General features: G+C 43.7%; 20 protein-coding genes. 5 read left to right on the top strand and 15 right to left on the bottom strand.

Annotated elements, in window-relative coordinates:
* Nucleotides 1-324 precede the first annotated feature (324 nt).
* The 6 genes from AC1DXF_RS12245 to AC1DXF_RS12220 form a co-directional block, all read right to left on the bottom strand.
* The gene (locus tag AC1DXF_RS12245) at nucleotides 325-906 is read right to left on the bottom strand and encodes a YdeI/OmpD-associated family protein (protein ID WP_477448942.1); all 582 of its coding nucleotides are present in this window, start codon (nucleotides 904-906) and stop codon (nucleotides 325-327) included.
* Between the two features lie 140 nt (nucleotides 907-1,046).
* The gene (locus AC1DXF_RS12240; RefSeq protein ID WP_477448940.1) at nucleotides 1,047-1,604 is read right to left on the bottom strand and encodes a DUF4256 domain-containing protein; all 558 of its coding nucleotides are present in this window, start codon (nucleotides 1,602-1,604) and stop codon (nucleotides 1,047-1,049) included.
* An 11-nt stretch (nucleotides 1,605-1,615) separates the two neighbouring features.
* Nucleotides 1,616-2,008: a DoxX family protein gene (locus AC1DXF_RS12235; protein ID WP_477448938.1), complete on the bottom strand. Its 393-nt coding sequence runs from the start codon at nucleotides 2,006-2,008 to the stop codon at nucleotides 1,616-1,618.
* A 6-nt stretch (nucleotides 2,009-2,014) separates the two neighbouring features.
* Nucleotides 2,015-2,482: an SRPBCC domain-containing protein gene (locus tag AC1DXF_RS12230; RefSeq protein WP_477448936.1), complete on the bottom strand. Its 468-nt coding sequence runs from the start codon at nucleotides 2,480-2,482 to the stop codon at nucleotides 2,015-2,017.
* Nucleotides 2,483-2,487: 5 nt separating this feature from the next.
* Nucleotides 2,488-2,811 (bottom strand): ArsR/SmtB family transcription factor, encoded by a 324-nt coding sequence (locus AC1DXF_RS12225; protein ID WP_090640839.1) that lies wholly within the window; start codon nucleotides 2,809-2,811, stop codon nucleotides 2,488-2,490.
* 185 nt (nucleotides 2,812-2,996) lie between these two features.
* A complete protein-coding gene (locus tag AC1DXF_RS12220; RefSeq protein ID WP_477448934.1) occupies nucleotides 2,997-3,935 on the bottom strand; it encodes a helix-turn-helix domain-containing protein in 939 nt (312 codons plus the stop codon).
* A 46-nt stretch (nucleotides 3,936-3,981) separates the two neighbouring features.
* Here AC1DXF_RS12220 and AC1DXF_RS12215 point away from each other — a divergent pair, with 46 nt between their 5' ends.
* Entirely contained in the window at nucleotides 3,982-4,836 is an 855-nt protein-coding gene (locus AC1DXF_RS12215) for a GDSL-type esterase/lipase family protein (RefSeq protein WP_477448932.1), read from the top strand.
* 171 nt (nucleotides 4,837-5,007) lie between these two features.
* On the opposite strand, the gene ytxJ is transcribed toward AC1DXF_RS12215, so the two are convergent.
* The 6 genes from ytxJ to AC1DXF_RS12185 all read right to left on the bottom strand — a co-directional run bounded on the left by ytxJ (nucleotide 5,008) and on the right by AC1DXF_RS12185 (nucleotide 10,704).
* On the bottom strand, nucleotides 5,008-5,337 hold the full coding sequence (gene ytxJ, locus AC1DXF_RS12210) for a bacillithiol system redox-active protein YtxJ (protein ID WP_477448930.1): 330 nt from the start codon (nucleotides 5,335-5,337) through the stop codon (nucleotides 5,008-5,010).
* 359 nt (nucleotides 5,338-5,696) lie between these two features.
* Nucleotides 5,697-6,191 carry a 6,7-dimethyl-8-ribityllumazine synthase gene (ribH, locus tag AC1DXF_RS12205; RefSeq protein ID WP_477448928.1) on the bottom strand — a complete coding sequence of 165 codons (495 nt, stop codon included), beginning with the start codon at nucleotides 6,189-6,191 and terminating at the stop codon, nucleotides 5,697-5,699.
* 215 nt (nucleotides 6,192-6,406) lie between these two features.
* Nucleotides 6,407-7,084 (bottom strand): tetratricopeptide repeat protein, encoded by a 678-nt coding sequence (locus AC1DXF_RS12200; protein ID WP_477448926.1) that lies wholly within the window; start codon nucleotides 7,082-7,084, stop codon nucleotides 6,407-6,409.
* A 134-nt stretch (nucleotides 7,085-7,218) separates the two neighbouring features.
* Entirely contained in the window at nucleotides 7,219-7,356 is a 138-nt protein-coding gene (locus AC1DXF_RS12195; protein WP_477448924.1) for a hypothetical protein, read from the bottom strand.
* Nucleotides 7,357-7,444: 88 nt separating this feature from the next.
* Nucleotides 7,445-9,640, bottom strand: coding sequence for a glycoside hydrolase family 43 protein (locus AC1DXF_RS12190; protein ID WP_477448922.1), 2,196 nt, complete (start codon nucleotides 9,638-9,640; stop codon nucleotides 7,445-7,447).
* 242 nt (nucleotides 9,641-9,882) lie between these two features.
* Nucleotides 9,883-10,704: an alpha/beta fold hydrolase gene (locus tag AC1DXF_RS12185; protein ID WP_477448920.1), complete on the bottom strand. Its 822-nt coding sequence runs from the start codon at nucleotides 10,702-10,704 to the stop codon at nucleotides 9,883-9,885.
* Nucleotides 10,705-11,322: 618 nt separating this feature from the next.
* On the opposite strand from AC1DXF_RS12185, the gene AC1DXF_RS12180 reads away from it, so the two are divergent.
* From AC1DXF_RS12180 to AC1DXF_RS12170, 3 genes are all read left to right on the top strand, one after another.
* Nucleotides 11,323-11,883, top strand: coding sequence for an AraC family transcriptional regulator (locus AC1DXF_RS12180; RefSeq protein WP_477448918.1), 561 nt, complete (start codon nucleotides 11,323-11,325; stop codon nucleotides 11,881-11,883).
* Nucleotides 11,884-12,012: 129 nt separating this feature from the next.
* On the top strand, nucleotides 12,013-13,890 hold the full coding sequence (locus AC1DXF_RS12175; RefSeq protein WP_477448916.1) for an ice-binding family protein: 1,878 nt from the start codon (nucleotides 12,013-12,015) through the stop codon (nucleotides 13,888-13,890).
* 81 nt (nucleotides 13,891-13,971) lie between these two features.
* Nucleotides 13,972-15,912 (top strand): outer membrane beta-barrel protein, encoded by a 1,941-nt coding sequence (locus AC1DXF_RS12170; protein WP_477448914.1) that lies wholly within the window; start codon nucleotides 13,972-13,974, stop codon nucleotides 15,910-15,912.
* 210 nt (nucleotides 15,913-16,122) lie between these two features.
* Here the strand turns inward: AC1DXF_RS12170 and ahcY are convergent, their stop codons facing one another.
* Nucleotides 16,123-17,439 carry an adenosylhomocysteinase gene (gene ahcY, locus AC1DXF_RS12165; RefSeq protein ID WP_477448912.1) on the bottom strand — a complete coding sequence of 439 codons (1,317 nt, stop codon included), beginning with the start codon at nucleotides 17,437-17,439 and terminating at the stop codon, nucleotides 16,123-16,125.
* A gap of 337 nt (nucleotides 17,440-17,776) precedes the next feature.
* On the opposite strand from ahcY, the gene AC1DXF_RS12160 reads away from it, so the two are divergent.
* Complete coding sequence (locus AC1DXF_RS12160; protein ID WP_477448910.1) at nucleotides 17,777-18,019, top strand: hypothetical protein; 243 nt, start codon at nucleotides 17,777-17,779, stop codon at nucleotides 18,017-18,019.
* Nucleotides 18,020-18,155: 136 nt separating this feature from the next.
* On the opposite strand, the gene AC1DXF_RS12155 is transcribed toward AC1DXF_RS12160, so the two are convergent.
* Complete coding sequence (locus AC1DXF_RS12155) at nucleotides 18,156-18,521, bottom strand: bactofilin family protein (RefSeq protein ID WP_477448908.1); 366 nt, start codon at nucleotides 18,519-18,521, stop codon at nucleotides 18,156-18,158.
* 137 nt (nucleotides 18,522-18,658) lie between these two features.
* Entirely contained in the window at nucleotides 18,659-19,531 is an 873-nt protein-coding gene (locus AC1DXF_RS12150) for a M23 family metallopeptidase (RefSeq protein WP_477448906.1), read from the bottom strand.
* Between the last annotated feature and the right edge of the window lie 63 nt (nucleotides 19,532-19,594).

The following is a 19,594-nucleotide window of genomic DNA, read 5'->3' as shown; positions in this document are numbered from 1 at the left end:
TACGAAATTAACCACCAGATTGGCCATTTATCAAGCTCATTTGACCCGAAAAGTTCCACAGTGACGTACCTATGGCACGTAAAACTATTTTTGATCTTTTGTCTACCGACATTCAACCCCTCCGGGGTCTGTGCTAAAATATGTACACACATCTGCCCCCGGGAGGGGAGACTTTAGCTTCGATGCCGGTAAGATCAGAAATCGGCCCCTAAAATGCGGAAGTTATATCCACTCATTCATTTAGCGGCTATAGCAGTAAAAACGGGGAGGAAAGAAGATAATCCGGGATGACACTCAAAGTTGGTTCGCTTCCGCCAGGAATTATTAATCATTTAATCCTTTGCCGTTAAGGATTTGGGGTATGCATTTTTCAACCCTTTCCTGCCGGGTTTTGGCTTGTTTGGGTGCCGAAAAATGCAGCATGTATGCCCTTTGCCGTCCCGGCGTTAAAGCATCAAAAGCGGTTTTTAGGGCAGGCATCTGGTCTAATTTATTTTGAAACTCTTCAGCTATTGCAAATTCTGATGTCTTTTTAAGTTCTACTTTCAAACCGGCTTTTTCCACCTCAATGGCTTCATAAATATATGCTTTCAGGGTGGGTGCCATTTCAACAATTTCCCCGGCGTTGGTAAACCGCACCTGGCGCGCCGCCTGTACGTTTTCTGTTTGCTGGATTAAAATGCCGTTGGCATCATTTAACAACGCGCCTTTAAAAAACAAAACCGCGCAATACTCTTTAAATACATGTATTAAAACGATGTTGCTACTTTGAAAAGTGTAACAAGGGACGCCCCACTTCAATTCTTCGGTAAGGTCACAGTCAAGCACAATCATTCTCAATTGTTCCAGCTCCTGTTGCCACTTTTGGGCTTTGTTAAAATAAAAATCAACTTTAGGATTCATCATGTTAAAATTTAAAAAAAACTCCGGCAAAAGCCCCCTCTAAATCTCCCCCGGAAGGGGAGACTTTAGCTTCGATGCCGGTAAAATCAGAAATCGTCACATTCACATATTCCCGAGTTTACTATTTAACTACCTGCACAAATTTATACCTTTAGCCAGCCCCGGAACCCCCTTGCGGCATAATAGGATTCGGCCCCGTTGTGATATAGAAATACGGTATCGTAACGGCGGTCGCAAAAGATGGCGCCGCCAAGTTTCCTGATATCGGCGGGTGTTTTTACCCAGCTCGATGTTTTTAAATCAAACTTCCCAAATTTTTGTAGTTCGCGGTATTGTTCTTCTGTCAAAAGCTCAATGCCCATGGCAGCTGCCATATCAACAGCGCTATTTTCGGGCTTAAATTCTTTTCTTGCCTCAAGCGCTTCGCGGTCATAGCAAAGGCTCCTGCGGCCTTTAGGGCTTTCGGCCGAGCAATCAAAAAAAATGTACCCGTCCATCTTTTCATCATTAGCAACAATATCCGGTTCTCCCCCGGTTTTTTCCATTTCATTAAGCGACCACAGTTTTTCAGTATCAGCGCTAAGCTTTGTTTGTACCTTAGTCCATTCAACACCGCTATGGCGGTTCATGTTTTTTTCAAAGCGGGCTTTTAATACTTTAAATAAGTCTTCACGTTGTTCTGGCGACAATTCTGGATTCATGTTATTCATTTTTATGGATTAACTGAAATGATCTTTCTATCTGCAGGCCTGAAATACCACGATACCACAGTAAGGATTAATAATAATAACGACGGAAATATTTCAATAACCGGGTGACCTGCTGCTATGTGCGAAAATGCCGCCCCTGATGTTACAAAGAAAAAGCCTGCATAAGCCCATTCTTTCAGCAAAGTAAATTTAGGCATAAGCACCGTTACAACGCCTAAAAATTTCCAAACTCCTATTATTGTTAACAGGTAAACAGGATAACCCAGGTGTGTAATGCTCTCTACACCGCCCTGCCCCTCTTTCATTTTAAGCAATTGTACTGTCGCGGTTGATACCATACCCAATGCAAGCCAGATAGTGGCAACCCAATAAATAATTTTATTTCTCTTTGTCATGATATGTTATTTTAATTTGCTTACTACATCCTGCAACCGGTTATGCGCCATGTTCAGGCCCTGGGCAAAGGGTAGCTTCAACATTTGGTCCCTGTCTTCAATTGATTTATATACAATGCGGATGCTGATCTTACTGGTAACATCGGTAAGCCGCTCAAATTCCAAAAACTCGAGCTGAACGGGAAAAGGCGTGTTCTCCATTTCAAATGTGCGGGTAATTTTCTGCTCCGGAACAAACTCGTGGATAACCCCATTGGCCCTAAACACCACGTTCCCTTTGGCATCAGATGTTTCAAATTGCCAGCTGCCGTGCTTTTTAGCCTCAAGCTTCAGCACCTTGGTCCCCATCCATTGCTCAACAATTTCGGGCTCTACATGAGCTTTAAACAGCAATTCCAGCGGCAAATCAAATTCCCTGGTAATCACCAGGTACTGTTGGCCTTCTCCGGCATCTATCTTTGTTTTTAGTTCCATATATGCTATTTTTTTGATTGATAGTTTTTCATGATATCTTCCAGTTTGTTAAACCGATCATCCCACATTTTGCGGAACGGCTCTATAAAGTCGGCTACCTCTTTCATGTTTTTTGCATTAATGTAATAATATATTTCCCTGCCGGTTTGCTTTTGCTCCAGCAATTCGCACTCGGTGAGTATTTGCAGGTGTTTTGAAACTGTTGGCCTTGCGGTGTCAAAGTTTGAGGCTATTGCGCCTGCCGTCATAGATTGTGAGGCAACCAACAGCAGTATGGCCCTCCTGGTTGGATCGGCTATGGCTTGAAACACGTCTCGTCTTAAATTCATTGCGTAGCTATTTGACTACAAATATAAATGTAGCCATTTAACTACGCAAGTTTTTCTTAATTTTTTTTCGGTGGTATTTCTTCTGCCATCGAAATACTGTATTTCAATAACTTAGGTAATTTATGATCGGTTTATATCCGGGAGCCTGACCAAGCGGTTTTGTAGACTTGTTTGAAATAATTAAATCATTGTGGTAGATGAAACGAAGTAGTTTCTCCTGATTTTCTGTACCGCGCTGGCTGAACCCCATATTCTGATTTGAATGCACGGCAAAAGGCACTCATGTTTTCAAATCCGCACCGCCAGGTAATTTCATGTACAGGCTTGTTTGTATGATACAATAGTTCCACGGCCCGCTTAAGCCTTATGCGGATGAGGTACTGGTGGGGCGTGATATAAAAAACCGACTTAAACTGCCTGATCAATTGCGGAATTGATAGACAGGACATACTACTTATTGCTTTTAAATCGGGTTGGTCCATGTACGAGGATTCCAGCATGTCTTTTGCAACACACAACCTTTTGTATAATTCGATTCTTGTGCCCGGTTTAACTGCTTTTATATTGTTTGCGTAATTTATCCCTGAAATCTGTGTCTTGATCAAATGGTGCAAAATAAACACCAGGTATTCATCAGCCACGAAGCTGTTATATCCGAAGCGGTTAAGAGACGAAATCAGACCATTTAATTTTATATATAATTCCTGGTCGATATCATTCAGTGTTTGAAAAAACTCCGGATTTACGGGGCTGATGGTAAACGGATCATCCAGCAAAGATTCTTCTTTGCATAACACCTCCTCAAATACAGCCGATGCAAATTCCTTTTTGAAAAAGATTGACAAGCCCCTTACACTTTCACTACTGTCTATCCGGGAGGAATATGCCTGGCTGTCATTCATGATAAGAAACTTTCCCGGCCTTACAGCAACCTGACGATGGCCTATGCCATACCATTCTTCTCCGCTGAGTACTGTTTTAAAAGAAAGGCAGCCAACATGGTAATCGCACATACTGTAACTACTCAGCGTATTAAAAATAACGTTGTGTTTTTTGAACTGGCTAAAATGTGCTTGTTCATCAAAATTCGGCTTCGAGTGGTCGGGAAGGCTGGTAAAATACATACGATTATCAAGTGTACTAACTTATCTATAATTGCTTTATTTCTATTTGATAACTTCTGCACATTTTTTAACAATTCAAAAATGTACTCTTGCCCTTGTAATTGGGGTGAGCAAAGCAGCATCACCTGACGAGTTAAAGAATCATAGCGATATTTATATGAAAACAGGAACTGTACCAAAAGTAATTTTAACCGCTGTACTTAATGCGAAAAAAGTATGCATTTCACTTTTTTTTGGCTTGGTATCGATGGCTGCAACCGGCCAAAATATAAGGTACGACACCATACAGTATGCAAAAGAGTATCACCAAAAGAGGATTGCTGTTTTCAATAATGAACCGGTGCTAAAACATAGGATCATATTCATAGGAAACAGTTTAACGCAATTTGGCGACTGGAGCAAACTCCTTGATGATTCGACGGTGGTAAACAGGGGCATTGCAGGCGACAACACCTATGGTGTTTTAGCACGTTTAAATGACATCATAATTCGTAAGCCGGCTAAACTTTTTATCGAAATTGGAATCAATGACATCTCTCAAAATATCCCAGGCCAGATTATTATAAAAAACATTCGACTAATTGTTAAACAGGTACATTCCAAGTCGCCAGAAACAAAAGTATATATTACAAGTATTTTACCAACAAACGACCGGGTAAAAACTGAGTATCCGCAGGCATATCACAAAAACGACCAGGTGGATCTAATAAATAGAGAATTAATACGACATGCGACAAGTGACGACTATACTTATATCGACTTAAATAGCAAGGTTAAAGATAAAAATGGAGAACTTGATATCCAATATGCAAAGACTGATGGAATTCATCTTAATCAATTGGGTTACAGCAAATGGGTAGGCCTTATCAATAAGGAAATAATACGCGTCCCCAAAAATTGATTTCTGAAAACCGCCATTTGTATGGTATCAAACAGATATAATTTAAAGTACCATCCGCCTGTTATTCAGATAGGGGAAAAAGCATGCCTTCTTTGATTTTCATTTGGATAACTGTCCATGAACATCACAAGTACTATGGGTTGGCAGGCCGTTGGTTACCTGCCAGAAGCATTAATTTAAAACGCTCAGCGCTTCTTCTACAGAAATGGCGCCATGCGATTGATCAAGCACGCACTCGCCGTCTTTTATCAGCAACAATTGTGGCGACTCGTGGTGAACATGGAAAAGCTGGGCTACCTGGGCCGACAGATCGCGGTAACTGATCAGGTCTAAAAAATAAAGGGGCATATCTTCGGGCAGGTCTTCCCAATCCAACTCAAAACGGCGCTTGGCCATCATGCTGATGGAGCAACGTGTGCTGTGTTTAAAAATCAGGCTGTAACCCTCATGGTTCTTTATCTCGTTCAGCTGATCGGCCGACGTAAGCGATATCCAGTTCATATTTTTTAAATTAGATTCCAAAATTAAGAATCAAGATAGCTGCAATAAAGCGGTCAATTAACAAGACAAAATCACTTCTTTAAGTTTGAGGCAACACCGCCATTATACGGTTGCTTTTTTTGTCTTGACTCTTGATTCTTAAGTCTTCTTCACCAACGTAATTATAACACAAAATCTGCCGATAGTGGTCGGCAGATTACAAAAATGACATTTTCCTGTTAGCGGCCACTCTTAGGGTATGAACCATAAGCAGGGCATAATTTGTTGGAGCATGATGATATGCTACCAGCCGCAATCGCTATAATAGCTATGTAAATAAATTTTTTCATTGTGTTTTGTACTTAACAGTATAACGTAAATCAACCCTTCAATGTTTCGGCCAGCGCTGCCATTTTTATGGCGGTAATTGCGGCTTCGTCGCCTTTATTGCCATGTTTGCCGCCCGCGCGGTCAATGGCCTGCTGCTGATTATCAGTAGTTAACACCCCAAATATAACAGGTTTTGCATATTTTATGGCAACATTGCTTACGCCATTTGCAACCGCGTTACAAATAAAATCAAAATGGCGGGTTTCGCCTTGTATTACGCAGCCCAAACAAATCACGGCATCAAGCTTGCCGGTTTTCAGCAGCAGGTCGGCACCCGATGTAAGCTCGAAGCTGCCGGGTACCGTGTAGCTCATGATATTAGCCTCCAAAGCCCCGTTAGCAACCAGGCTGCTATAAGCGCCCTGGTATAGTGCGTTGGTAATTTCGGCATTCCACTCGGCCACCACAATACCAAAACGGTACGGTGCGGCAGATGGTATGGTAGTATGCGAAAAGTCTGAAAGGTTTTTTAGATGAGAGGCCATTATTTGTCTGTTATTTTTGTGTTTTTCACTCTGTCATGCTGAGGAACGAAGCATCTATTCTGCACCAGGCACTTACGCCTGCAAAGTTTGTTAACAGATGCTTCGTTCCTCAGCATGACAGGTGGTTATAAACCAAATGTTCGATTCCCGATTTGCGCAAAGGTAATATTACCAATCTGCAAATCCGAAATCGAACATCCGAATTCTGAAATCAATTATAGTTTCGCTTCCACACGAGCAATATACTCGTCGATATTTTGAGCTTCGGCGCTTTCAGGATATTCTGTTTTGATCCTGTTGTAAGCCTCGCTTGCCGATTTATTGTCTTTAGTTTCTTCGTAAACCAAGCCTAATTTTTTAAGGTAAAGCGGCGATAAAAATTTGTTTTTTGCCTTATCAACAGCTTTGTTGAAATAGGTTGCAGCGTTGCTGTAATCCTTCAGTTCAACATAAGCATCACCCGTGCTTCCGTAAGCCTCGGCAGCAACCATGCTGTCGTCGCCGCGGTAGTTGTTCAGGTTTTCTATCGCTTTATGAAATTCGCCCTTGTTCAGGTAGGCCGTGCCCAGGTAAAAATAGGCCAGGTTTGCAGCCTTTGTATTGCTGTAATCGCTTATTATTTTTTTAAAGCCAGGGTAGCTGGCATCGCCGTTGATGGCTTTGTCCCAGTCTTTTTTAGCCCAAAAATCCTGCGCAACATACATTTGGTTGGCCGCCTTGGTTTCCAGCGGACCTAAGTACACTTTAAGGTATAAAAAGTAAATTACAATAAGGGCCACTACAGCGCCGCCTATAAAAAGTAAGCTTTTTTGATTCTCGCGTACGAAGTTGCCACTCTGTCCGAAATTGGTTTCCGGTGTTGCAACTTTGGTATTCGCCTGGGTTTTTGACATTGTTATAACAAAATTAAGTTTGCAAAGTTACGGTTTTCAAAATTTCTGGCAATAGCTTAGGGTTAATTATTTAAGCGAGTTTTTTTGGGGTGATGAATGGTTGATTGGTTGGATTTGGTGAATGGTTGATTAAGTTAATCAACCATTACATTATCTGCTGTTAAAGGCTTAAAATCGACATTGTTTTGAGCACGCAGCAACAAAGGGCCAATAAAAAACAATAGTGCAATAGCTGCCGCCCGGAATTGACACATTAAAGCCTGGTAAATCATGATTAAATGTATTTATTTCCGCCCAACAAAAAAAGGCCGAGGCCTTCCATTGTTTTACCCAATAACCTTACGCTAAACAGGAGCGCGCCTATTTGTGTACCACAACAGCGCTTATACCTTTATGTGTAGGCACCACTTCCTTTATACTGCCATCGGCATTAAACTCCAGTTTGTCTATACAAACTTCGCGGTTGTAGCCGGCGGCATCGCCCATGGTTATGCCCTTGGGATAATTAAAACGATGGTATACTATGTACCATTCATCGCGACCGGGAATTTGGATCACCGAATTATGCCCGGTACCGTAAATGCCTTCGTTAGCCTTTTTTGCAATTACCGTATTGCTTGCCGGTAGCGTTATTGGCCCAAGCGGCGAGTTGGATGTGCCATAATGTACCGCGTAATCCGGGCTGCGCGTATCGTTTTGCGACCACATGAAATAATAAATACCTTTTCTGTAAATTACATAAGTGCCTTCATTATAATGCCTGTCGGGCGTTAATATTTTGGTGGTGCCCGCTTTTAGCGAGATCATATCGTCATTCAATTCGGCGCCGGCCATATAACCGTTGCCCCAGTATAAATAACTTTTACCTGTTTGGGGGTCGGTAAAAACATCTGCATCTATTTGCTGGCCGCCTTTTACGCCTGCCGGCAAACTATCAAGCAGTGGTTTACCCGAATCAACAAAAGGGCCAGCCGGATCATTTGCCACGGCTACGCCAATTTTTTGCGCGGCCGCGAAGTAGTAAAAATATTTATAGCTGCCGTTTATCTTTTTTTCGATGATACAGGGCGCCCAGGCATTCTTTTTTGCCCAGCTTACATCTTTGGGCAAATCAAGTATCACGCCTTCATCCTTCCAGTTAACCAGGTTGGCCGATGAAAAGGCCTTAAAATAATTGCCGCTCCAGCCGTCAAAACCATCGCTGGTAGGGTACAAATAAAACTTGCCGGTTTTTTCGGCATACAATATCTCGGGGTCGGCATAATAGCCTTCAATTACCGGGTTATGGTTTTCCACTGCCTTTACCTGGTAAGTATCCGCCTTTTTCCCGTTGATGGTCACCGTATAGTTTACCGCGCCTTTAGTAAAGTTTTGTGCCGAAGTGGGTGTCACTGTTATACCGGGCAATACGTTAAACGCCGGGTTAAAGGCCTTTAAATTGGTACCGGGCAGTACCGGCAGTATGAGCGTATGGCTGGCAGAATCTAACACCACATTGATCTTTTTTACCTGGCCCGACCGGGGCGACAGCATCACATCTGCTGTGCTTGCCCATTTGGCGGTTAGGCGGGCAGCTTCCTGAGCAGTTATCGGCATAACCGTACCATGCCGCGGGTGAAAGTTCATGGTTACCTCGTTATCAATCGCTGTAAAATGTTCCAGGTCGGTAGTGCGGGTAAACTGGTATTTACCTTCGGTATACCTGTCATACATTAGTATGTAGGCGTTGCTGTTGTTTAACTTAAAAGTACCGGCGCCTTCAACCGGCGATTTGGTTTGCTGTATATATTTATCTATCAACACATAACCTTCTGTCAGCTTATCCGATACGGCAATTTTAATTCCGGCTCCCGAACCTTCTGTTTTAAAAAACAGGTGATATTTTCCATCCTTATAAACAATATCCCCATCAATACAGGCACCGTTGTCGGGCTTAAAAAATAGTTGTTTGGGCAGGGTTTCCAGTCCCGAAAAATCTTTGTTGGCATAGGCGTAATAAATTTTATCCGGCTCGTTACCAAATCGCATCGACCAATATATCATATACTTATGCAGCTTAGGATCGTAAATGGTTTGAGGGGCCCACACCCGGTTTACGCCCACAAACTCCTTAAATACCTCCGGCACAACAACCGTATGCGATGTCCAGTTTATTAAATCGGTAGATTTCATCAGCACCATAGCCGTATCCGGACCCCAGCCGTACTTCTCGGTATTCATGTCGGTAGCCACCATATAAAACGTTCTCCCATCGGCTCCCCTCAGGATATGCGGATCGCGCACTCCTCCTGTTGTACTTATGGCAGCCGAACTTAGAACCGGCAGGTTATTATTAAGGGCCCGGTAATGGTAACCGTCGTTACTTAAGGCAAAACGGATAGCTTCACCTTTTTTGTTACCTGTAAAATAGGTAAACAAATAGGCCGAACAGGCATCTGCTTTGGCGGCCTTTTTTGCCGGCTTGTGATGCTGAGGCTGAGCAATAACACCCGAAGCAAGCATTACTGTTGTCGAAAATACAGTTAAAAAAAACCGCGCGTGTTTCCGGACTTCCATATAAATAAATCTTTTTTAAATATTATCAGGCATATTGGCATTGGCTATCGAACCGGCTATCTGTGTAGCGCAATAAAATTCGACCACCAATATTAATTTAAAAGTGTCAAAAACACAATTATTTTGACAATTTTATTTTTTTCGAGCCCGGCGATCCTTCAATAAAACACTTAATTAAAACAGCTGCCACCATAAATGATGACAGCTGTTTTAACTATGGGCGATTTAAACCGGATTATCTTTTATGATTTAATAAACGCCAGCAAATCTTTATTAATGGTTGCAGCCTCTGTTGTAGGCATTCCGTGAGGGAAGCCTGGGTATGAAATAAGTGTTCCGTTTTTCACAAGCTTTACAGCCTTTAGCGCGGTAAGCGCGAATGGAACAATCTGGTCGTCTTCGCCGTGCATAACCAATACAGGTACATCCACGCTTTTAAGGTCTTCTGTAAAATCTGTTTCCGAAAAAGCTTTGATACAATCGTAATGCGCTTTTATTCCGCCCATCATTCCCTGGCGCCACCAATTGTCCTTAACGCCCTGCGATATTTTGGCCCCCTCGCGGTTATATCCGTAAAAAGGGATGGTAAAATCCTGGAAATATTGCGTCCTGCGCGTAGCGGTTCCTTCGCGGATCTCATCAAATATCGACATTGGGATACCGTCGGGATTGCTTTCGGTTTGCGCCATAATAGGCGTAACCGCGCTAATGAGCACTGCTTTGGCCACACGGCCTTTGCCATATTTTGCAACGTAGCGGATAACTTCGCCACCGCCTGTGGAGTGGCCAATGTGCACGGCGTCTTTTAAATCAAGGGCCTCGGTAAGCTCGGCCACATCTGCAGCATAGGTATCCATATCGTTTCCGACTGCTGTTTGGCTGGACCGGCCATGCCCGCGGCGGTCATGAGCGATAACCCGGAACCCCTGTTGAAGGAAAAACATCATCTGCGCATCCCAGTCATCGCCCGATAATGGCCAGCCGTGGTGAAAAACAAGCGGTTGGCCCGTTCCCCAGTCCTTGTAATAAATTTCAGTTCCGTCTTTTACTGTAATTTTGCTCATTGTTTTAAATTGATAGTGTAAATGAAAATTTAGAAAATTGCTTTGTTAATGGGAACGTTGCCGATGTGAAACAACGCCCCTCTATTTACAAATTAACTTTGTATATGGCCGCATGGCCAGGAATGTGCAACAAAGCCCCTTGAGGCACTAAAATAATAAATAATACGCCTACTTATAAGGGACCAGTTTAAAATTAACCATAATTTAATCTGCGCCAATACTTTAAAATTACAGTCAATCGGGTAAGTATTCATGCCCCTTTGATCCTCACATGGAGGCCTCACCAATTTCAACTCTGCCCTATATATCTTATATGGTACATTAACAACTCAAAATGCCGCACAAATGACGATGGCGGCGTTGACTGAAGCTTGTCTTTTTCGTTGAATTACTAAAAAATTCCTATATACTAATCATAAACAGCATAAAATTACAACCTATAGTTCTATCAATTATGGCAACAGCACATATTGGTTTTCATTGCAGGGGGTAAATGTTAATGCCCCCTATTGCGTCTGTGGGCATTATATTATTAAAGTAAAATTGCCTCGATCAACCAAAACTGTGGACAACCGGCAAAAAAAATTTAAAGGCACTTGTTTTGCAATGAATAGAACAATGAACCTTTTTATAAAAAACATGGTCAGCAGCCGCTGCAAAATTATCGTCGAATTTGAACTGAGAAGGGCTGGGCTAAAGTGTGTAGGGATTGAGCAGGGAAGGGTAACCGTTACAGGAGACGTCGGCCCAGCTCAAATTCAACAGGCCGGCGTTGCGTTGTTAAGATATGGGCTGATATTAATGGATAATAAAAAAAACATCCTCATTGAAAAAATCAAGCAGGTAATTATTGATTTGATCTTTCATTCAGAAATTCAGTTGAAAATCAATTTCTCGGAGCACCTGAGTAACAAGCTTAACCGTGATTATACTTACCTGGCAAATACGTTTTCGGATGTGCAGGGCATCACTATCGAACAGTTTATTATCATGAATAAAATTCAATTGGTAAAACAACTGATATGGCAGGACGAATTAAGCCTTACCGAAATTTCGTGGAAACTGCATTACAGCAGTGTGGCCCATTTATCTACCCAGTTTAAAAAAGTAACTGGTTTAACGCCCTCACAGTTTAAGCACGTTAGCTTCCAAAGTCAAAACACCCTGGTAAACGTGTGAATTATATAACTTATTAGCAAAGTTATGTAACACCGGCACTCCAAACTTGCCCTAAGTTTGTACCCTCCTGCCATCTGACCCAATAGGATCCCCGGAGATTCATTACAATTTATACTTCAAATTATATTTATGAAAAAATTTTTTACTATGCCTATGGATGTCACCGACATGCGTCAACGCCGCGGCTACCCCAAAACATTCGGTGCAATTTTGTCGCTGGTGTTACTTGTTACCATGCTCACCTCCGGATGCAAAAAGGACGATTATAAAGGTGAAATCAAAGGAGAATGCCCGGTTGTTGTTTCAACCGACCCGGCTGATAAAGCTGTAGACGTTGTTTTGAGCAAAGCGATAGCGGTTACTTTTAACACCAGCATGGCGCCATCAACAATTACCAACAAAACATTTACAATTCAACAAGGCGCCACCGCTATTGCCGGTACAATAACCGGCAATGGCACCGTATTTACTTTTACGCCAGCCCAACCCTTGTTACCTTTTGCCGTGTATACGGGCACAATTAAGGCATCAGTAACCGATACTTTACGCACGGCAATGGTAAGCGACTACACCTGGACATTTACAACAATTCCGCAGGTAACATTAACGGCAACCCCTACCCTTGGTGGTGTTACCGATGGCGCCGGAACATTTGCGCAGGCATCGGTTGCAGCGGTAACCGCAGCGCCTAATACAGGTTACACGTTTACTAACTGGACGGATAACGGAGTCGTTGTATCAACAAGCTCAAGCTATCAATTTACCATGGCGGGCAACCGGGCATTGGTTGCCAACTTCAAATTAATACCGGCTTCACAATTTGCGGTGGTACTCACCTCCAGCCCCGCTATTGGCGGTACAACCAGTGGATCGGGTGCCTACAATGCCGGCACAGCCGTAACCGTAACGGCCGACCCTAATAACGGCTTCACATTTGTAAACTGGACGGATAACGGAAACGTAGTTTCCACAAGTTCAAGCTACCAGTTTATTCTTGGTGGCAACCGTAAATTGGTAGCCAACTTTAAAGCTATACCGGCATCGCAATTTGCACTGGTATTAACATCAAGCCCGGCAGCCGGCGGCTCAACAACCGGGTCAGGTGCATACGCAGCAGGTTCGTCGGCAAATGCAACGGCTACCGCAAACCCCGGCTATACCTTTACCTCGTGGAGTGGCGATGCAACAGGCACCAATAATCCGCTAACCGTTGTTATGAGTGCTAACAAACACGTAACGGCCAACTTTACACTCAACGTAATCATTATACCACCGCTTTTGGGTGATGCTGCAAAATTTGGCGCTTTCGGCGGCAATGCAGGTGTAACCAACCAGGGCCTAAATACGGTTATCAATAACGGAGCAATTGGCACAACTGCCGCATCAACCCTGGTTACAGGCTTCCATGATGGCTTGACTGCCGATATTTATACCGAAACACCGCTAAATAAGGGTAACGTAAAAGGCGGCATATTTACAGCGCCCCCGGCCCCGGGTACAGCAACCTCTTTTGCAGTTGCCACACAGGGATTACTTGACGCCACCATTGCCTACAATAGTATATCCCCGGCCTCGAAACCAGGTGGTATAGACCCTGGCGCAGGTGAATTAGGCGGCCTGACTTTAGCTCCAGGCGTATATAAATCGGCAAGCGGAACATTTAAAGTAACCAATGGCGACCTAACGCTGGATGCCAAAGGCGATCCGAACGCAGTATGGATCTTCCAGACAGCTGCCGGCCTTACCGTAGGTACAGCAGGCCCGGCAGGCGCCAGGAGTGTTATCATGAAAAATGGTGGCCTTGCTAAAAACGTTTACTGGTATGTAGGCAGCTCGGCTGTAATTAACGGCGCAGGTGGCGGCATCATGACAGGTACTATCATATCCAGTGCAGGCATCACCTTCTCAACAGCCGGCAACGCGGTGCAAACCGTGCTAAACGGCAGGGCTATATCCCTGGTAGCTTCGGTTACTATGGTAAATACCACTGTTAACGTACCACAATAAGCCAACATCAGTATCAACAGTATTCAATCCCTTTTGGGGATTGAATACTATCTGTCAACAAAATATTTAAAGAAACATCTCATGTTACCAATCAATAAAATACTTAAAACAACCATCATCTGCTGTTTGATGGTTGCTATAGCCTGCATAACGGTTAAAGCACAAACCAATATAACCCCTACATGGTGGTTTGGTGTATCTGGCGCTGCCAATTTTAACTTTTACGATGGCACAACCCAACGGTTAAACAATTCATTAATAGCGCCTACCGCTTTTCATAAAGGCCATGACGTACGCCCTTATGGGTCTGTCCTGGTAGAATACCGTCCGGCAAGTGTGTTGGGTGTTATGCTTAATGTAGCTTATGATGGCCGCGGTGGCAAATTTAAGGATGTAGTGGCACCCTGTAACTGCCCGGCCACTTTAGAAACCAACACCAGCTATATTGCTGTTGAACCAAGCCTGCGTTTAACGGTGCCTTCAACCGGCTTGTACTTTTTTGCCGGCCCAAGGGTTGCTTTTAACATCAGTAAAGATTTTGAGTATACCCAGCTTAGGCAACCTAATACAAATGGCCAATTAAGCGCCATGCACAAAACCCTCATCTCGGGCCAGGTTGGCGCCGGTTATGATATTATGGTTTCGCCGGCAAGCAGCACTACCAAGGTAAGCATCTCGCCATTTGTTTCTTTTCATCCATATTTTGGGCAGGAGCCGCGCAGTATCGAAAGCTGGTCGGTTACCACGTTGCGCGCCGGGATAGCACTTAAATTTGGTAAAGCTTCAAAAATTGCACCTAAAACGGTAACCAGCGTACCGCCGCCTATGCATGAATTTGTTTTTACGGTAACCGCACCAACAGCAGTACCTTTAAAACGCCAGGTAAGCGAAACACTGCCTTTGCGTAATTCGGTGTTTTTTGATGAAGGATCGAACCAAATTCCGTCAAGATATCTAACACTGTCAACAAACCAGGCAGCCACCTTCAGGGAGCAACAATTGCAAAACGAGCAGTCCGATAATATGGCGGGCCGCTCTGCAAGGCAGCTTAATGTTTACCACAATATCCTCAATATTTTAGGCGATAGGCTAAGATCAAACCCGGCAGCCGTTATTGTGCTTAACGGCGCTTCGGCCAAGGGCCCGGCAGATGGTAAAGAGCTGGCACAAGCTGTAAAGCAATACCTGCTTACCCAATTTGCAATTGATGCATCAAGGATAGCCGTTGCAGGCCGCAACAAACCACTTATCCCGTCAGAACAACCAGGCGGCACCAAAGAGTTGGTATTACTGCGTGCAGGCGACCGTCGTGTAGATATCACCAGTACATCACCCGAATTATTGACGGAAGTGGGTGGCGATATGATGAAGCCCGTTCAGATAAACGACATACAAGCCAACCCGCTTGACAGTCACATAATTTTAAATATCGACAGTGCCAAACAATTGCTTAAATCATGGTCGGTAGATGTTACGGATGACAAAGGCGCGGTTCAGCACTTTGGACCGTTTATTGACGACCAGGCAAGTATTCCCGGCGCTGCTATTTTAGGCAACAACGCATCAGGCGATTACAAAATTGCAATGACCGGTGAAACCCGTAATGGCACTCCTGTCAGGAAAGAAAGCACGGTACATTTGATACGCCAGGACGAAACACCAACCAAAGGCTTGCGCTACAGCGTTCTGTATGATTTTGACAGATCGAACTCTATTGCATCTTATGATAAGTTTTTAACTGATGTTGTATCAGCCTCTATTACCGATGGATCAACTGTTATTATTCACGGACATACCGATAACATTGGTGAGGAAGATCACAATATGAAATTATCTAAAGAACGCGCACTGGACGTTCAGCATACTTTGGAACGGGCGTTAGCTAAAGCCGGCAAAACCAATGTAAAGTTTGAGACCATAGGTTTTGGCGAGGATGCTGGCAACGCTCCATTTGAAAATAATTTAGTTGAAGAGCGCTTTTACAACCGAACCGTTATTATAGATATTATCCCTGTTAAATAACGATAAGCGATATAAAATGAAAAAAGCAGTGGAAGAAATTCCGCTGCTTTTTTTTGCGTTATTGGCTGCTAACTAATGCTTATGAATTTGAGATTCCCACGTGGGAAACGCAAAATATTGCGTCACAAAAAAGGCACAGTCCTAAAACCATGCCTTTTATATATCCACGCAAAAACCTTTCAGCTTTCGCCTTTAACCTTTTACCTCAAATTAGTAACGGTAGTATTCCGGTTTAAACGGACCTTCAACAGTTACGCCAATATAATCGGCCTGGTCCTGGTCAAGTACTTCCAGTTCAACGCCAATTTTGGCAAGGTGCAAGCGGGCAACTTTTTCGTCAAGGTGTTTTGGTAAGGTGTAAACTTCGTTTTTGTAAGCAGCACCGTTGGTCCAAAGCTCTAATTGAGCCAAAGTTTGGTTGGTGAACGAGTTGCTCATTACAAAGCTTGGGTGACCGGTTGCGCAACCTAAATTCACCAAACGGCCTTCTGCTAAAACGATAACATCGCTACCATCAATGGTGTATTTATCAACTTGTGGTTTAATTTCGATTTTGGTGTTGCCATAAGCGCCGTTTAACCAGGCCATGTCAATCTCGTTATCAAAGTGACCAATATTACAAACAATAGCCTTGTCTTTCAAAGCGCGGAAATGCTCTTCGCGAACGATGTTTTTGTTACCTGTAGCGGTAACCACAATATCGGCCTCTTTAATAGCAGTACCTAATTTTTTAACCTCGAAACCTTCCATTGCTGCCTGTAACGCGCAGATAGGGTCAATTTCGGTAACAATTACACGTACGCCAGAGTTGCGCAGTGAATCTGCAGAACCTTTACCTACGTCGCCGTAACCACAAACAACGGCTACTTTACCGGCCATCATCACATCGGTAGCCCTACGGATGGCATCAACCAACGATTCGCGGCAACCATATTTGTTATCAAATTTCGATTTGGTAACCGAATCGTTAACGTTTATTGCTGGCATTGGTAACGTACCGGCTTTCATACGCTCATATAAACGGTGTACACCTGTAGTAGTTTCTTCAGATAAACCCCTGATATCAGCAATCAGCTCAGGGAAACGATCTAAAACCATGTTGGTTAAATCGCCGCCATCGTCCAATATCATGTTCAATGGCTTGCGGTCTTCGCCAAACCAAAGGGTTTGCTCAATACACCAGTCAAACTCTTCGGCGTTCATACCTTTCCAGGCGTAAACAGAAGTACCGGCAGCAGCAATAGCAGCGGCGGCATGATCCTGGGTTGAGAATATATTACATGACGACCAGGTAACCTCGGCGCCAAGTGCAATTAAAGTTTCAATTAAAACAGCGGTTTGGATGGTCATGTGCAGGCAACCGGCAATACGGGCACCTTTTAAAGGCTGGCTCGGGCCATACTCCTGGCGCAAAGCCATCAGGCCCGGCATTTCGGCCTCGGCCAGTTCAATCTCCTTGCGGCCCCATTCGGCCAGTGAAAGGTCTTTTACCTTGTATTTAACAAAAGCAGTTTCTACTGATGACATATCGTTTTCAATTTTGTGCAGCAAATTTAAATCATATCCCCGTTAAAATGAAATAGGCAGCAAAGTAAGGGGGTATTTGTTGCCATAGGGCAAGTGGGGGTTCGGGTTGCGAGGGTCGGGGTTCGGGTTGCGGCGGGGCTAGCACATCTCAAATCTGATGTTTATTATGGCGTTGCCTGCGGCCCGTGCTGTACGTTCATACTACACAGGCATTAGGCGCGAGGCCGGTATCCACTTCCATCACTAACGCGAAAATTCATTATCCAAAGGGGTTTTAGTACACCCACTGGCATCCGATTAAAAATGAATTTGTATATTTGAATTGATAGCTAATGCCATGTACAAACAAGTATTAACCCCCGACGAAAAGAACCAGAGCTTTGAGGTGCCCAAAAAGTTTTTTGGCAAAAAAGTTGAAGTGATTGTTGTGGAAGTAGGCGAACCCGCCTTAAAAGATCACCCCCATCCCCCTAAAGGAAAGAAGGTAAATGTAAACGAGTTGTTTGAAAATTTCGGTACCGCACCCCATTTTCCATCTGTTGACGAGATAAGAACCAAAGCCTGGTCATCCAAGTGGTAATAATATTTTTATAGAGCTTTATCGGGACAAAATAACATCGAATAATGAATTTCGAATGTCCAATCACTAAGTCTTCGGTTCATTATTCGACATTGGATATTCGGTGTTCGATATTAAATATTCTTAATTTCCCAATTTACTTCTCCACTACTCCCATGCTCAGCAATCCATTATAAACGCCACCGGTTTCAACCAGCAGGGTTTGGGTGGTAATGGTGCCGGTGATTTTGCCGGTAGCACGTATTTCAAGGGATGTGGTTTGGATATCGCCGGTTACTGTGCCGTAAACTACAATCTCTTTGGTAATGATATTACCATTGACAATCCCTTTTTCGCCAAGGATAAGGCCTTCATCAACGGTAACATCACCGGTTACCTGGCCGTCAATGCGGGCAAATGCCTGGGCTTTAAAATTGCCGTCAATGATGCAGCCTTCGCTTATCAGGGTTGATATGGATTGCAAATCGAGCGATACTTTATCTTTTTTTCCGAAAATAGCCATAGTGGTGAGAGGTGAATGGTGAGGAGTGAATGGTGAGGAGGCATTAGTGATTTGCGAAGGAATCTATAGTCTATTCACTTTCACAACTCACCAAATCAGTGGCAACAACCCACTCACTATTCACCTCTCACCACTCACTATTTATTTAGTGTTAAAAAATTAACCGGGTTTACGGCTTTGCCATGCCTGCGTACTTCGTAGTGCAGGTGGGCGCCGGTGGAGTGGCCGGTTGAACCAACAAGGCCAATCTCATCGCCAAGGTTTACTTGCTGCCCTACTTTTACTTTTATTTTGGATAGGTGCCCATAAACAGTCTGGATATCGTTGATATGCTGAATGCGGATACAGTTGCCATAGCCTCCGGCCCAGCCTGCAAAAACAACCTTGCCGCTGGCAGTACATTTTACTTCGTCGCCACGTTTGCCCTTAAAATCTATCCCGGGGTGAAATTCGGCGCTGGAGCTATCAAAAGGATCACTACGGTAGCCAAAAAACGACGTGAACGAACTGATGCGCGGATAACCCATTGGTGTAAATGCAATGGTACCCATCAGGTGATTAAGGTAATCATTGTATAACGAATATACTTCGCCATCATTTAGCTTTTTACCTTCGGCGTCGTTGTCGCCACCAATCCCCCTGGTACTGAACCCTTTTAAGCCCCGGCGGCGCAGGTAATCATTTATTGTTTTTAACTTACCTTCAATCGATTGAATGTAGCTTTGCGCGCTGCCTTGTTTAGCCTCGGCGGGCGCTGCAACCTGTACAGGTACCGCTCCTTTCAATTTTACTATCTGGGCCATCAGCGCTTGTTTTTCAACTTCCTGCTGCTGGTTTTGCCATCTTAAATAAATAATACCGCCCACCAAAACCAGTACAACCGACAAGGTGCCGAGCGCGTAATGTTTAAGATTGTTAAGGTGTTTTGTTTTAATTTGTAAAGACCGTGTAGGCTGCTGGTTTTTATTAATAACAACAACGGTACTGATATCAGATGTCTTTTGTTTCATCAAACTCATAAATTAGGGTTGGCAATATAACGATAACATTGAATAAATCAATAGCTATTATAA

This window comes from Mucilaginibacter sp. P2_A5 (assembly GCF_056404995.1).
The sequence above is the reverse complement of the archived record's forward strand: the minus strand, read 5'-3'. Positions and strand labels throughout refer to the sequence as shown.